The following is a 15,611-nucleotide window of genomic DNA, read 5'->3' on the forward strand; positions in this document are numbered from 1 at the left end:
CAAGGGTTTTGCAAGTATTTTTTAATGAGTTCAAACGGAGCAGGCCGTATAGTTAGGGTTAGTTGCCGAGCTTGGACCGAGCAAGATGAGCAGATAGAGGAGTGGCTGACCATTGAAAGTGAATGTTGAGAGTTTGCAAGCAAAGCAGGATAAGGCGAGTTTAGGGCTGCGGCTGAAATTCAAGCTGTTGAACGAAGGCAAGCTTTTAAAGAGAGATTTGTTTCTCTACCTGCTAGTATTTCCCGGGCTATTATATTTCCTTGTCTTTAAGTACATTCCGATGTGGGGCGTGTTGATTGCCTTTCAGGAGTATTCGCCTTACTTAGGTTTTTTGCACAGTGAGTGGGTAGGCTTTGAACATTTTCAACGATTGTTTTCCAATCCTGAATTTTACAGAATATTCAGAAATACGATGGCGATCAACCTGTTAAGCCTCGTTTTTTTCTTTCCGCTGCCGATCATTCTTTCCTTAATGATGAACGAGCTAAGGCTGCAATGGTTTAAGAAAACGATTCAATCCATCGTTTATTTGCCCCATTTTCTATCCTGGGTCGTTATCGTTGGCATGAGCTTTCTGATGCTCTCGCAATCGGAGGGAGTTATCAATCAGCTTCTGGTCGTATTCGGATATGAAAAAATCGATTTTCTGACGAACCCCGATTATTTCTGGATTCTTCTAACGCTTCAATCGATTTGGAAAGAAGTGGGCTGGGGAACGGTCTTGTTCCTCGCGGCCATTGCAGGTGTCGATACGCAGCAATATGAGGCCGCCAAGCTGGACGGTGCAGGCAGGCTGAAGCAAATGTGGCATGTTACGCTGCCGGCGATTCGCAACGTTATTATTATTCTGCTCATCCTGCGCATCGGACACATCATGGATGTTGGGTTCGAGCAAGTGTATCTGATGATGAATGGTGCAGTGTCAGAGGTGGCTGAGGTGTTCGATACGTATGTGTACCGAGTCGGTATTTTGCAGGCACAGTTCAGCTACAGTACGGCAGTTGGCTTGTTTAAATCCTTTATTGGCGTAGCGTTGGTCATCTTTGCCAACTGGCTGGCGAAAAAAATGGGCGAGGATGGTGTTTATTAATGCGTGAAGCTCCTGTATCTACGATTCGCGAGAGCAGGTTTGACCGGCTATTTGGCGCCTTCAACGTCACGGTTTTGCTGCTGGTTGGATTGGTGTGCCTGTTCCCTTTCTATTATGTATTTGTCATTTCATTTACAACGCCGGAAGAATACCGTCAGGGAGGGCTGCTGCTATTCCCAAAAACATGGACACTTGTTTCCTATGAATATTTGCTTTCCACCTCAACCTTTATGAGAGCAACCGGCATTAGCGCGTTTCTAGCGGTTGTTGGAACCTTATGCAGCCTGGTGATTACATCCTCCTTGTCTTATGGACTTTCGCGAAAGCGGATGAGAGGCAGAAAGCCGTTGATGTTTCTTATTTTGCTTACGACCTTGTTTAATCCCGGCATCATTCCCGGCTATCTGGTGGTGAAGGAGCTTGGCATGATTGACAGCTTATGGTCGCTCATCATTCCCGTTATGACGAGCGGGTGGTATGTGCTGTTGATGAAAGGCTTCTTCGATTCGATACCCGTTGGTCTGGAAGAGGCTGCACGCATCGATGGCTGCAATGATATGAGCGTGTGGTTCCGTATTATTTTGCCGCTATCGCTCCCATCGCTCGCCGCATTCGGTTTGTTCTATGCTGTTTCGTATTGGAACACGTTTTTTAATGCCGTGCTGTTTATCAATGATACAGCAAAATGGCCGCTGCAAATTTTATTGCAAAATATGCTAATTGATTCTTCAACGGCCATGGGCGGGGCAGCGGCAAGCGACACCGGCATGGCAAGCATTCCATCGGAAACGAAAAAAATGGCGGCTGTCATTATTTCGACGATTCCTATTCTTCTGGTATATCCATTCCTGCAAAAGCATTTTGCCAAAGGGGCCATGGTTGGCTCCGTCAAGGAATGAGAGATATAATAAAAAGATCATCAGGGAGGCAAACAAAGTATGGACAGAAAGAAAGCATGGCTTGGTTGGTTTACAGCTATTTTGGCAATAACCGTCATTATTTCAGGCTGCGGAGGCAAAAATAATGCAGCTAACAATGGCGCCGCAGGCGGAGAATCAGGGCAGGGGCCGACGGACATTAGCGTACTGACGATTTATTACCAGAAGGAGCCGCCAGCCCAAGACAATCGGATTTTGAAGGAAGTCGAGAAGCGTACGAATACGAAGCTGGACATCACATGGGTGACGCCGAACAACTTCAATGAGAAGGTCAACGTGACGCTCGCTTCCGGCAAGCTTCCAGACCTGATGCTTGTCACCGATACAAGCAACGCCGCTTTTCAGAACATGGCTAAGCAAGGCGCGTTTTGGGATTTGAGCGAAATGATTAAGGAATACCCGAACTTAATGAAATTTCCTGATATAACGTTCACGAACAATTTGGTTGAGGGCAAGCTTTACGGGGTGCCGCGGGTAAGACCGACCGAAGGCAACGCCCAGCCGTTGATCCGAACGGATTGGCTGCAAAAGCTGAACCTTGAGGTGCCAACGACAATGGATGAGCTGTATACCGTAATGAAAGCGTTCAAGGAAAATGCACCTGATGGGCAAAAGGATACAGTAGGCTTATCTGGCTATGTCAACCAATCGGATATGGGCCAATTCACCTTTATTCAGGAAGCGTTCACAGGCACGGGCGGTAAATATAAAGTAGTGGACGGCAAGCTTGTTGATACCACCTTTGATCCTTCTATGAAGCAATCGCTGGAATGGCTGCAAAGTGCCTATAATGACGGTTTGATTCCTAAGGATTTTGCGCTGCTTAAGCATGATCAGGCGAAGGATATGGTTTACGCGGGCAAAGCAGGCATTTTCCCGGATAAGCCGAACCAAATTCCGATGATGGTGAAAGAGCTTCAGGCAGCGGGCAAAGCTGACGCGGATCTGGAATGGACGCCATATTTGGAAAGCGCTAACGGAAAATACGCCTCTAAAGGCACGGGCCACTTTGGGATGTTCGTGATTTCCAAGAGCGTTAAGGAAGATAAAGTGAAAAAGCTGCTGGCGTTTCTTGATTACGGCGCGTCGGATGAAGGCCATGAATTGGCGGCTTATGGGATGGAAGGCGAGGATTTCACGAAGGATGGCGACAACTATGTGCTGACAGAAGCAGCTTCCAAGGATCTCAGCTTCCAGTTTATGCAAAACTTTTTTATGAAATACGATAAATACGGTAATTTGGGCACAGGCCTTTCAGCAGAAAAGCTTGAGCATGAGCGTGCACTGATTGATCAAGCGGCTGACGCGAGCGTATCCAATCCTTCATCTGGGTTAATTACGGAGACGGGGTCCAAGCTGGGCAGCGATTATGACAAAAAAATTCAGGATTTGAAAACGAAAATTATAATGGGCAAAGCAAGCTTAGAGGATTGGGATGCGCTTGTGGCAGAGCTTCAGGCCGATCAAACCTACCAAAAAATAATTTCGGAAATGAATGAGGCTTACGAAGCGAGAAACAGCGCCAAATAAATAAGCTCCCCCTCATCATCTCTTAGGAGAAGGTGGGGGTATGCTGGCTTCCGGTCGTTTCTCCGCTAAATCGCTGGTGTTCGGGGGGATTGGATTGAGACAGAAATGGCCGATATGGCCTAAAACAGGGATGCTGCGAGGAGAATACTTCAGGAGGAGCCTGGTGCTCGTGCTTATCATTACAAGTATTCCTTCCTTTATCATCGCAGTGAGCAATTATATCATTGGCGTGAATCAAATTGAGAAGCAGGTGTTTAAAACCCATACGCTGCGCATTGAGCAGTTCTCCGATATGATGAACAGCCAGTTTGACCAAATTTCGATGCTCATGAGCAGATGGTCTAACAATCCCATGTTCGGCTCGTATCTGGAGAATTACAGTTTTCTGAACCATATCAACGAGACTCAGGAGCTTATGCAAACCATGACCGTTGTTGGCGGATCCAGCTTATTGGTTAACGACGCCTACTTATTTCTAAATGGACAGCAAGCCCTGTTGTCCGCAGACGGAATCGAATATTTGAATGCTGCTCTTATAAAGGATTATCAAGCGAGCCTGAACAACAACACAGGCCTATTCTTGTCCTATCGCCTGCCGATTAACAATAAAGGGAACGAGTCGCCTGTCTCGATTATTTTCAAGCTGCCATGGCACTCACAGCATCCGTTTGGCGCTTTCGTCCTGACGATCAGCCCAGCTGAAATCAAAAGAAATATTGCCTACTTGCAGGCCGGTGAGAAGGGGACGTCGTTTTTGCTTCAAAGCTCTGGTGAATTTGTGCTGGAGCCGTCTGCGGGCGAGGCTGAATTATCTGCGGAGCTAAGGCAATATTTGAAGGCTAATCAGTCGAATAACCTCAACTTCGATAGTTTCCCGTTCAAATGGAAGAGAGACACCTATCTAGTATCGCTGGGCCATGTTGATCTTGCAGGCTGGACTTATGTCACGGCAACTCCGTTATCTGAACTGACCAAGCCCGTAGCAGTTTCTTCGAAATGGATTTTGATTTGCAGCTTGGCTGGTTTGTTCATTGCTTTGCTGCTGTCGTGGTACGCCTCGCTTCGGCTATACAAGCCAATTGGTCGTTTAGTTACGCTTCTTGGCGCGGACCGGAGCAGCAGCCATACTGTGGTTCAACATGAGATGGAGTTTATTGAGCAAAAATGGATGACGGTGATGAACGAATCGAGAACGTTAAAGGAACGGCTGCAGCAAGCCGTTCCTTCCTTGCGGGAGGGGTTCCTGCTGCAGCTCGTTCAAGGACATTTGTATGCCAGCAATGAAGCCAGCTTAAGACAGCGAATGGAGAGCTTGGGGTGGAAGACCGAACACCGCCAGTTTTCGCTTCTGCTTATTCAGCTGTCCGGACTGAGTGAAAGCGAATCGCGCTTTAAAGAGGATGATCGGCAGCTTATTTCGTTTGCGGCAGGCAATATCTCGGAAGAGCTGGCGGCTAACCGCCAAATCGAGGCTCATCTCATCAACTTTCAGGATATGTCGGTCGGTTTATTATGTGCCGCTGATCTTAGCAGCAGTGCCAAGGAGCGGAGAGAACAGCTGCAAGGCTTGTCTCAGGAGCTTGTTACCACCTTGTCTGGTGTGCTGCGACTGCATGTGACCATCATCATCTGCAGATGGACAGAGCAAATCGGAGCGATTCCGGAATTATTGGAGCAAACCCGGCATGCGATCAGCTACCGTGAGCTTCAGGAAATACATCAGATTATTGATATGGAAGATATTAATCCGATGCAAGCCTACCAAATTCAATATCCATTTGTGGAGGAGAAGGAGCTGCTTCATGCTATGCGCCTCGGGTTCGCGGAGGAAACCGAGCTGCGATTTACGGAATATATGGCTGAGCTTGAACGAATGAGCATGCGGGAAATGCCCGTTCGCCAAGCATTGCTTCAATTGCTCGGCAGCGTGCGCCATATGCTCATTGAGCTGGGCTTTGTACAGCATCCCTTGTTCAAAGAAGGAAATGTGTATGGCGATTTGCTGGGACTTCCCGATATAACAGCGATGCGGCTATGGTTTCGAGAGAAAATTATTGCCCCTTATCTGGAAGAGTTTAATAAAGCCCAAAATATCGGTGCAAGAAGAATTGTGGAAGAAGCTGCTTTGCTGCTGAGCAAGGAATATATGAAGGATCTATCGTTGGAGGAATGTGCGGAGCGCTGCCGAACGAGCCCGTATATGCTGAGCAGATCCTTTAAGCAGGTAACGGGAGTCAATTATGTAGACTACATCATGACGCTCAGAATTGATAAAGCCAAGGAACTGATAGCTTCAACGCCAATGAAGATTAGTGAAATCGCGGAAAGCGTTGGCTATCAGCATTCGTATTTTAACAAAATTTTCAAAGGCGAGACCGGTATGACACCAACGGAATACCGAAAAGCATTCAACAGATATCATTAGGAGGAAAATAGATGACCCGATTGTTTCAAACGAATGAGCTTCGAAAGGTAACTTTGCTGGATGGCATGTGGGATTTCACGCCGGTTGATGCCAATGATGTAAACCTTGGGCAGCTCAGCTACGCCTATAAGCTTGCGGTTCCTGGCTGCTGGGAGATGCATCCTGAATTATTGACGTATAGGGGAAGCGGGGCTTATAGGAAACGGGTAACGATCAAAGAGAAAACCTCCCTACGATTCGTATTTAAAGGGGTGAGCCATACAGCCAAAGTTTATTTTGACGGTAAGCTTATCACAGAGCATTACAATGCCTATACGGCATTCGATGCGATCGTGGATGAAGCGGAAGCGGGGGAGCATGAGCTTATCGTGCTTGCGGACAACAGCTTTGGCGAATTTTCAGCCTTGCATATTCCAAACGATTATTACACGTATGGCGGCATTAACCGGCCTGTTTCAATGGAGGAAGTGAAATCGCTGTTCATTGAGCGGCTAGCTTTTACGCCAGTTTGGGAAAACGGTGGCTGGAGGGGCATCGTTCAAGCCTATGTTCGCAATATTGGCGTGGAAGAGCAGGTTTATCGCCTTTCTTTTGAGCTAGGCGGGAAGGTTATGGATCTGGGAGAAGGGCGTGCAGCGGCTGGGAACAATTCGGTTAGCGATGCAACCTTTGACTTTTCTGAAGCTGAGGCTTGGTCGCCGGAAAACCCCGTGTTGTACATGCTAAAAGCAAGGCTCCTAGTGGATAATGCGAATGTGGACGATTTAATTGAACGTGTGGGCTTCCGAGCCGTGACCACGAAGGATGGGAAAATTCAGCTGAACGGACAGGAAATCGTTTTTAAAGGCGTTAACCGTCATGAGGACCATCCCATGGTCGGCTCCGCGATTCCGCTTCAACTGATGGCGGTAGATGCCGATTTGATCACCGATATGGGCTGCAACTCGGTACGTACAAGCCATTATCCTAATGACGAGCTGTTTCTTGATTTGTGTGACGAGAGAGGCATTTTGGTGTGGGAAGAGAACCATGCGCGGGGACTAAGTTTGGAGCAGATGCGCAATCCTAATTTCCGCTGGCAGTGCGAGCAGGTGAACCGTGAGATGGTGGAGCAGCATTATAATCATCCGTCCATCGTAATCTGGGCGATTCTCAATGAATGTGCCAGTGATACGGCAGAAGGCCGGGAGATGTACAAGGAGCAGCTGGAGCAGATTCGGGCGCTTGATGCGAGCCGCCCGTTGACCTTCGCTTCCCACCATCGTGCAAAGGAGCTTTGCTTCGATTTGGCGGACATCGTCTCTTTTAATTTGTATCCCGGCTGGTACGGGGACGAGGACCCGGGCGAGCTGTGCGATCTGGCACGTGGATGGGCAGACGCTATCGGCGGATTAGGCAAACCGATGATTATGAGCGAGTTCGGGGGCGATGGCTATTATGGGCATCGAGATCCCAGCCGGGTGCGGGGTACGGAGGAGCGGCAAGCCGATATTATCGAGGCCAACCTGTCCGCTTATACGTCGAGGCCGTTCATATCCGGCATGTTCATCTGGCAATATTGCGATTGCAGAGTGACGGAAGGCACGGATTGGCTCATTACAAGAGCAGGAACTCAGAACAGCAAAGGGATCGTTGACCGCTATCGCAGGCCAAAGCTCGCTTATTCAGTTGTGCAGCGCTATTTCAAAGCTGATGCAAAGCAGAATTAGCGCTTATTATCGTTGAGATAGAGTATGCAGCAGTAAGCAGGCTGGAACAACGTTTTTATACCGAGAGGTCAATCAGATGATTCTGGTTGATCTTTTTTGTTATTAGAATTGCTGAAATGAACATACTAAAAATTAATTCCGTTTTTTGGACGAATGGAGTTTTTTTGATTTTATAGGCGAGATGTGGTACAAAAGCTTGCGTATTGGGTAGTAAATTGCAGTAACGGTGCACATCCAAATGGTTGTATGGTATTATAGTACTAACGATAAAACAAGCCTGAAGCAAAGCTGCCATAATGAAGGAGTTTTTATTTTGAATGATGCGATGATCATGTTGAAGAAAACGAGCCGTACTTTCTATATTCCCATTAACCGGTTAAAAGAAGGGTTAAAAGAAGCAGTAGCGGCTGCCTATTTATGTATGCGTGCCATTGATGAAATTGAAGATCATGAAACGCTGTCAGACGATTTGAAGGTGGAGCTTCTGCTTGGTGTTCACGAGGCATTCCAGTCTTCAGATGTGATTGGAAATTCACGTAAACTCCTTGCTCCTTACGCAGGTGTGCTGCCGGATGTTACGATGAGAATTGACGAATGGGCGCAACTTTGTCCTCCAACGGTGAATGAGGTCGTATATCGCAATACGGCAAAGATGTCGAAGCAGATGGGCGAATGGGTACACGCAGGATGGAACATCCATACGGAAGAGGACTTGGACAATTATACCTACAGCGTAGCTGGCATGGTTGGAGAAATGCTCTCTGAAATATGGCTATGGTATGATGGCACGAAATCGGATATGGTGAAAGCGGTAGCGTTTGGCAGAGGGCTGCAAGCTGTCAATATATTACGAAATCGCAAAGAGGATCTAGAACGTGGCGTCGACTTTTTTCCGGATGGCTGGGGTCCGAAGGAAATGATGAAGTATACGCGCCGAAACCTGAAAATTGCTGATGAATATATTAAGGACCTAAAGGGCGGACCTGCTCTGGATTTTTGCAAAATACCGTTGACGCTCGCACATGCTACTGTTAATCTGATTGCTGCAGGCGGAAATAAGCTTACAAGAGATGCAGTAATGAAGCTTGTCGGCAGCATTAATTAAATAGCAGTGGAACTAAAAAAACGCAAAGCCCATGGGCTTTGCGTTTATTTGCTTTTACTTGGATGACGGGCGATTAGCCGAACGAGCTCTACGAGCAATAGAGGCAACGATGTGGAGGAGGGGTACGCGAGATAACGAGGCTCCCACGCAGGCGAGAACTTTTCTTTGTACCTTCGCAGTCCAACAAAGCCATACCAGCTTCCTCCGTATTGGAACAAGATTCGGGCGAGCTTTTCCTCTTTTATCGCTTTTTGCGTTTGCCCTACGCTCGAGAGCGGGGCCATTCCCAAATTGAATCGGCTGTAGCCCTCTGACTTAGCCCATTCCAATAAGCAAATGAACAACTGGTCCATCGTACCGTTTGGCGTATCTTTTAAATATCGCATTAAATCAACAGACATAGTGGCGTTATCATAGCCAGGCGCGAGCGAAGCGAAAGCGACAATGTCATCATCTGGTTGGATGAGCAGTGCAATCGGCGCTTGCTGCAGATAGCTTTCCTCAAACCAGCCGAGGGAATAGCCTTTTTCTTTTTTGCCTCCAAGCCACTGGCTTGAAATGTTGGCGAGTCTCTTCATCAACGCTTCCGAATGCGGAGGATGGGTAACTTTAAAGCGGAAGCCTTCTCGTTCAAATCGGTTTTTGACCGTTCGCAGGTTACCATTTGATTTTCCAGCAAGTGTGAAGCTCTCTAATGGAACCAAGGCTTCCTCTCCGAGCTTAAAGAAGCGGAAACCATTCTCATGGTAAATCGGCAAATAGTCAGGTGCTGCCTGATAGAAAACAACCTCTAGCGCAAAGCGGTCCGCATATTGCTGGAATTGCTGAATTGCAGAGCTGACAAGGCTCTTTGCACCAATAGGATCGCCCAGCACAACCAGCTTGTTTCTAATTTTGGCATAGGGAATCAATACACGGTCGTCTACTGCCCAGAAGAAGCTTTTATCTCCCGTATAAAGCATATGTGTGAGTAAATTTCCTTGCTCCTTCTCCAAAAAGGCAGCTAATTTTTCTTGATCCTGTCGACTGGCCCCGTTCATATCAAGCGGCTTCGGCCGGAACACATACAACAGGGAGAGCATAAGCCAAGCGACTAAAAGTCCAAATATAGCGACAATCGTATGCTGGCTTGGCTCAAGCAGCCATTCCTTGTTCGCTTTCGGAGGCAAATGCTTCATAAATGCAGGGTGGATCAGTGAACCGATAACGGAATAGCCATAAACAATCAGAAGCGTAATAATTCCCCAGCCTAGGGCGCTCCATTTGCCAAGCGGGATGGCAACGCGGTAGAAACGATGCCTCGAAACCCATAGCAGCAGCGCGACAAGAAGAAGAAAGATCGCTTCTTCGTAATCAAATGCCTTCGCCAAGGTGAATAGCGCGCCGGAGCAAAGCAGCAGCAGCGCCCAGTAATATGCCCGTTTGACTCTGAGTGAAATTCCACGCGACAGTACGATGAGCATGATGCCGATAATAACGCTAAGCTGATGGGATAATCTCATAATCGGCAGCGATAACAGTTCTTCCGTAAAATGAATCCGGTAAAGCATGCCCGGCGTTGCGGCGGATAGCAGCAGGATGATGCCGCTAGCAAATACTAGCTTGCCCAGTGACCATGCGCCAACCTCGCCAATTAATTTAAATTGCCCTGGCCACCGCCATATTATCTGCCACAGATTGAGAGCACGTTCCATGGTGCTTCCTTCGGATGGGTCGGAGCGCTTCCGGTAGATTGGGAATTCGAAAGCCGCCAGCATGAGACCGATCAACCAGGGGATGATGTAATACAGCAGCCGAAAAAGAACGAGAATAACGGCGCATTTCTCAGGGGGATAACCAAGCAGCTGCAGGCCAAGAATGGCCGTCAGATCAAATCCGCCAATCCCGCCTGGCGCCAGGCTGACAATGCCGGCAATAGCGGCTATCGTATAAATGCCAATGGCGTGAGTGAATGAAAGTCCGGGAACAATCATCTCGCCAATGAGCCAGAAAGCCAATCCTGCAAAAAACCACTCCAAGAAGGAAGCGCCAATCGATGCGGCTGTGATTCGCCAGTTCAGCTGGCCTTGATTTCGGTTAAACCATTTTGAGAACAAGGTTGTCCGCTGAATGAGCAGAAACAGTGGCAAATAAAGAGCAACCCCCCACGTTGCGTAAGCCAGCCAAGGATGTTCCTGTAGCAAAGGCTTGATTGGAAAAATGCCCACGATGCTCAGCCACGCGAGTACGGATAAACCGGTAAACGTAATCGTAGATAAAAATGCTACAGATGCAGCAATACTGTTCATGGGGATATTGCGATTCCGATACAGAATCGTTCGCAGCCCAGCTCCGGTCAGTCCAGCAAACCCAATCAGATTGTTGGACGTATTCGCAATCCAGCCATAACGAAACGTATCCCATACGCCAATTGAAAAATGAAACTGCTTTCGGATTAAGAAATCATATGTATTCATAATGGATACAGCGAAAAAGGAGATGCCAAGCATAGTTAATACGGTTTTTGGAGACATGTGATGCAAATAATGCAGGGTAGTTCCCCAATCGATAGCCTTGAATTCTTTCTGGCCTTCCCAATACACCAGAGCGAATATGGCAAAGGGCAGCAGTATCCTGAGCAATTTGGCACGATAGAGGATGGAAAGAAACTTGATGAGCTGCAGCTTTTGCGCGAATTCTTGTAACCAATTCATGGTAGGACCCCTTGTAGGTGGAATGACTCTTCTTTGTTATTTTGACAGGAAGGAATCCTCTTGTACAGTCCGACGATGGAACGAGCTAATCTGGTTCCCGATTCCGTTTATGTATCATCGCATAACAGTCGCTTTAAGAACAACAACAAGCAGTTTGGCATAGAGCATGAGGACTACAGATAAATAAACGAATAGAGGCGGTTTACTCATCTATTATGATGATGTAAACCGCCTTTTTATGCTTGTAACAGGAGTAATTTGTAAGATAGAGCCGCTTAGGCTCATTAGGCTTGTACAATATTTTTTCCGGTTATGGAAGACGGGAGCAGAGAATAGACATTTTGCAGCAGGAGCACCTTTGGGCTAAGCTTGAATTTGGAGCCCATAAACGTGCAGCGGTCATAATTAAACCGCAGGGACGAAATATGAATCGTACAGTTGGTGAAAGAGCATCCAATGTAATGCGAACCGTCAAAGTATACGTCTTCGTTTTTATATTGTTTGTTTTGAATATATTCCATTTTGAATTTCCTCCTTCTATTAAAAACAATCCTATTAAATGATATGCAGCCAAGTTATTTCTATGTGTATAACCTATTAAGAATCATTTGAAACAGGAATGGGGGAAAATGTCCTGTTAAATGATTCCTATGAACCAAAATAGAGAGAATTAGAGAGTGGGTTCGGCTGCGTATGGTTTGCTTCGTGTTGCAGAAACACGTTTGCGGGATTGATTTTCCGCTCTAATTAATCCTGATCAGCAGCCACTCGGGGCAGTGTTTCTATAAATGCATACAAAGCGCTGCTGACAAAGGAATCTCTTCGCGTAATAAAATTGGTCTTCATATGTTTGAGGGATACGGGAATGGGATGGGATCGAAGGGTTCCTTCTGCTTCTTGTTTAACCACGACGATTCTGGGCATTAACGAAATGCCTAACCCAGCCGATACGCCTCCAATAATCGCCTCTAATGTGCCGAATTCCATGATGGTCGGGTACGCGGTGCCGCTGGCTTGCAGCCATTTCTCCAATACTGCCCGGTAGGAACAACCCATGCTGTACACAAGTATGGGTCTCGTCATTGCTTCCTCGATGCTGGATACAGAAGGATGCGAGATGATGACCAGCTCCTCGTTAAATACGGGAAAAGACTGCAGCTCCTGATGATCACATTCGCAGCCGATAAAAGCCCCGTCCAACTCGTATTGAAGCACCTTCTCCATCAAGGACTGCGAATGTCCCGTTGTTAAGGACAGGAGCACCTTCGGATGCTGGCCGTAATAGGAAGAAAGCAGAGTTGGCAAACGGACGGCTGCGGCTGTTTGAGTCGAGCCTATGGATAACGGGCCATTCGGTTCATCCGAGGAGGTTAAAGCCTGGGAGGCTTCTTCCAGGAGCCCGATAATTTTGTCGGCGTAGGTCAGGAGCGTTTTGCCGCTAGCAGATAGAGTCATGCCGCGGTTATGACGGAGAAATAATGACGTCCCCAGCTCTTGCTCAAGACCGCGAATTCTGGCTGTGACATTGGACTGAACATAACCAAGCTTCTGTGCAGCTTTGGTTATCGTGCCTTCGCGTGCAACCATTTGAAATATGCGCAAATCGGAGCTTTCCATTGTGATCAGCCTCCAGACAATAACAGGGGAATAACGCTCCTGCTTTGATATCATATTTTATGATACATAGTATCTTTAATGATCATTATACATAACACCAGAGTCGGATTACAATAATGGCAGAAGGAAGTAAAGAAAACGAAAGGAGTGGAGTACGATGGAATTTAATCATAAAACGGTGTTGGTTACTGGCGGAGGTACGGGGATAGGGCGTGCCGTTAGTATTGAGCTGGCGAGCATGGGAGCAAATGTAGCCGTAAATTATTCCCGTTCGAGAGAAGAGGCAGAGGAAACCGCAACGTTCATCCAGCGAACAGGCGGTAACGCGATAGCTATACAAGCGGATGTAGCTAAGGAGGTTGAGGTTCGAAAAATGGTTCAACATATCGCGGAACGTTTCGGTACCGTGGATATGCTAGTTAATAATGCAAGCATCACCCGACATATTCCACTTCATGATTTGGACAGCGTGACGGATGAATCGTGGGATGAGCTCTATAACGTGAATGTCAAAGGGATGTTTTATTGTGCCCGCGCCGTCAGTCCTTATATGAAAAAGAATAAAAAAGGAGTCATCGTGAACGTCGGCAGCGTGGCTGGTATAACCGGACTGGGCTCGTCGCTTCCGTATGCCGTCTCCAAAGCGGCGGTGCATGGTTTGACCAAGTCGCTTGCTCGTGCGCTTGCTCCGGAGATTAGAGTCTGCGGCGTAGCGCCGGGGGCGGTAGCGACCCGCTGGTGGGAGGGACGCGAGGAACAAATGAACCGGCTCGCCGGCCATATTTTATTGCAGCGGATTTTGACGCCGGAAGATATTGCCTTGATTATTTGTTCACTATTGCAGCAGGATGCGATTACAGGGCAAACGATAACGGCAGATGGCGGGCAAACCATATAATACGACGCAGGAAGGGAATCACCATGAACAAATACAAATATATGAGCCTAATCCTATTAACGACATTTTTGATGGGGATCGCTTTTCCGGTGGGAAAGATCGGCTTAGCTTATGCACCGCCGTTTCTTCTAATGGGCATGCGATATATCATTGCAGGAGGAGTGCTGGCATGGATCGTCAGAAGGCGCCCACGCCCTAAAGGACGCAAGCAATGGGGGCAGGCTGCGATGATCGGATGGTTTCAAACCGCCGCCGTTATGGGCTGTGTTTATTACAGCATGAGCTGGATAACTTCCAGTGAATCTTCGATCCTAACGAGTATAAGCCCGCTTATTGTTATTATCATCTCTACAGTCGTAATGGGGGCTTCCTACAGCAAGAGGCAATGGTTTGGCGTTTTCATCGGTTTTATCGGTGTAGCCTTTACTTTCGGATTTCATTTATCCCTTCAACCCGGAACCTTTATTTGCCTTGCAGGCGCCGCCTGTTTCGCAGCGGCAACATTGTTGATCAAACGCTGGGGGCCATCATTTGATATGACGGTTTTGGCTGCTTATCAGATGCTCGCAGGCGGGATTACGCTTCTCGTTATCAGCTTGTTCACGGAGCATCTTTATTTCATTGCCACGTTTAAATCGGTAGGGGTGCTGCTGGTGCTTGCCCTATTTTGCTCCATTGTGCAATTTTCCGTCTGGTTTTATTTGCTGCGAAGCGGCGACGCTGCCAAAACAAGCTCTTATTTGTTTTTAGCGCCATTTTTCGGCGTTTTGACTAGTTGGCTGCTTCTCGGAGAACAAGTGAAGTGGTATGCGGCCGTCGGTGGGGTGTTTATCTGCATCGGTATCATTATGGTGAACAGGGTGAGCAGGGCTCGGATTCCAGCAGTCACTTGAAAAATGTATGCTTTTGCGCATTCAGCTTCGATGATTTCGGCCATTGATATGGTCCTTTAGTTTGAGCGGCCGCTGCAGCAGTGCCTGACCGAGGGCGCTGCTTTTTATTTTTTCGTTGACAAATCAACTCACTCTATTTACTATTAGTTTGAATTCAAACAACTTTAGGGTGGTGAGGCTCCGTATGTGTAAAGAAGACCATGTCATTCGCTTCCCATGGGAGCATGAGGATAGCAATACATTACTTATTAAGCTTGCTTTCGTTACGATCAGGCGTGAAATTGAAACTGCTCTGCGTCCGCTCGGGTTAACTCCCCAGCAATCGCAGTCACTTCATTTATTATCCATGTCTCCTGGTGCGATGAATGCTGATTTGGAGAAACTTCTCTTTATTGACAAGTCGAGCGTTACTAGCTTGATTAATGGGATGGTCAGGAAAGAGTGGGTTGTTCGGCGCGATCACGAGCAGGATGCAAGAATGAAACGCATTTATTTGACGGAGAAAGGGATTGAAATGTATCAGCAGTCCTCGCAGGCTGTCAAGGCGGCTAAGGACAAATCGAACCAGATGCTTACGCATGAGGAATCCGCTACTTTGCAGGCGCTGCTTCGAAAGTTCATCAAAGCATATGAGTAAGGCGGCTTCGTTTTTTGCTTAAATAGTTTGAATTCAAACAATATGAGATAAGTGACCGGAAGGGAGTTTGTATGAA

General features: G+C 47.4%; 12 protein-coding genes. 9 read left to right on the forward strand and 3 right to left on the reverse strand.

Annotated features, from left to right (window positions below; genetic code table 11):
- The first annotated feature begins 166 nt into the window (after positions 1–166).
- The 6 genes from E0496_RS27055 to E0496_RS27080 all read left to right on the forward strand — a co-directional run bounded on the left by E0496_RS27055 (position 167) and on the right by E0496_RS27080 (position 8,797).
- On the forward strand, positions 167–1,090 hold the full coding sequence (locus tag E0496_RS27055; protein WP_241675014.1) for an ABC transporter permease: 924 nt from the start codon (positions 167–169) through the stop codon (positions 1,088–1,090).
- Positions 1,090–1,989, forward strand: a complete 900-nt coding sequence (locus tag E0496_RS27060; RefSeq protein ID WP_141504931.1) for a carbohydrate ABC transporter permease — start codon at positions 1,090–1,092, stop codon at positions 1,987–1,989. The genes E0496_RS27055 and E0496_RS27060 overlap by 1 nt, the downstream gene beginning before the upstream one ends.
- Positions 1,990–2,028: 39 nt before the next feature.
- Positions 2,029–3,558, forward strand: a complete 1,530-nt coding sequence (locus E0496_RS27065) for an extracellular solute-binding protein (protein WP_141504933.1) — start codon at positions 2,029–2,031, stop codon at positions 3,556–3,558.
- 40 nt (positions 3,559–3,598) lie between these two features.
- Entirely contained in the window at positions 3,599–5,983 is a 2,385-nt protein-coding gene (locus tag E0496_RS27070) for an AraC family transcriptional regulator (protein ID WP_141504935.1), read from the forward strand.
- A gap of 11 nt (positions 5,984–5,994) precedes the next feature.
- Entirely contained in the window at positions 5,995–7,692 is a 1,698-nt protein-coding gene (locus E0496_RS27075; protein WP_141504937.1) for a glycoside hydrolase family 2 protein, read from the forward strand.
- Positions 7,693–8,017: 325 nt separating this feature from the next.
- Positions 8,018–8,797 carry a squalene/phytoene synthase family protein gene (locus tag E0496_RS27080; protein ID WP_141505058.1) on the forward strand — a complete coding sequence of 260 codons (780 nt, stop codon included), beginning with the start codon at positions 8,018–8,020 and terminating at the stop codon, positions 8,795–8,797.
- 44 nt (positions 8,798–8,841) lie between these two features.
- Here E0496_RS27080 and mprF read toward each other — a convergent pair whose 3' ends face one another.
- The 3 genes from mprF to E0496_RS27095 all read right to left on the reverse strand — a co-directional run bounded on the left by mprF (position 8,842) and on the right by E0496_RS27095 (position 13,107).
- A complete protein-coding gene (gene mprF, locus E0496_RS27085) occupies positions 8,842–11,490 on the reverse strand; it encodes a bifunctional lysylphosphatidylglycerol flippase/synthetase MprF (RefSeq protein ID WP_141504938.1) in 2,649 nt (882 codons plus the stop codon).
- Positions 11,491–11,774: 284 nt separating this feature from the next.
- The gene (locus E0496_RS27090) at positions 11,775–12,011 is read right to left on the reverse strand and encodes a hypothetical protein (RefSeq protein ID WP_141504940.1); all 237 of its coding nucleotides are present in this window, start codon (positions 12,009–12,011) and stop codon (positions 11,775–11,777) included.
- 226 nt (positions 12,012–12,237) lie between these two features.
- Positions 12,238–13,107 (reverse strand): LysR family transcriptional regulator, encoded by an 870-nt coding sequence (locus tag E0496_RS27095; protein WP_141504941.1) that lies wholly within the window; start codon positions 13,105–13,107, stop codon positions 12,238–12,240.
- 157 nt (positions 13,108–13,264) lie between these two features.
- Here E0496_RS27095 and E0496_RS27100 point away from each other — a divergent pair, with 157 nt between their 5' ends.
- The 3 genes from E0496_RS27100 (at position 13,265) to E0496_RS27110 (ending at position 15,535) form a co-directional block, all read left to right on the forward strand.
- The gene (locus tag E0496_RS27100; protein WP_141504943.1) at positions 13,265–14,005 is read left to right on the forward strand and encodes an SDR family NAD(P)-dependent oxidoreductase; all 741 of its coding nucleotides are present in this window, start codon (positions 13,265–13,267) and stop codon (positions 14,003–14,005) included.
- A 23-nt stretch (positions 14,006–14,028) separates the two neighbouring features.
- The gene (locus E0496_RS27105) at positions 14,029–14,898 is read left to right on the forward strand and encodes a DMT family transporter (protein ID WP_141504945.1); all 870 of its coding nucleotides are present in this window, start codon (positions 14,029–14,031) and stop codon (positions 14,896–14,898) included.
- Between the two features lie 184 nt (positions 14,899–15,082).
- On the forward strand, positions 15,083–15,535 hold the full coding sequence (locus E0496_RS27110; RefSeq protein ID WP_141504947.1) for a MarR family winged helix-turn-helix transcriptional regulator: 453 nt from the start codon (positions 15,083–15,085) through the stop codon (positions 15,533–15,535).
- The last annotated feature ends 76 nt before the right edge of the window (positions 15,536–15,611 follow it).

The organism is Paenibacillus luteus (genome assembly GCF_006542765.1).
Lineage (GTDB): Bacteria > Bacillota > Bacilli > Paenibacillales > Paenibacillaceae > Pristimantibacillus > Pristimantibacillus luteus.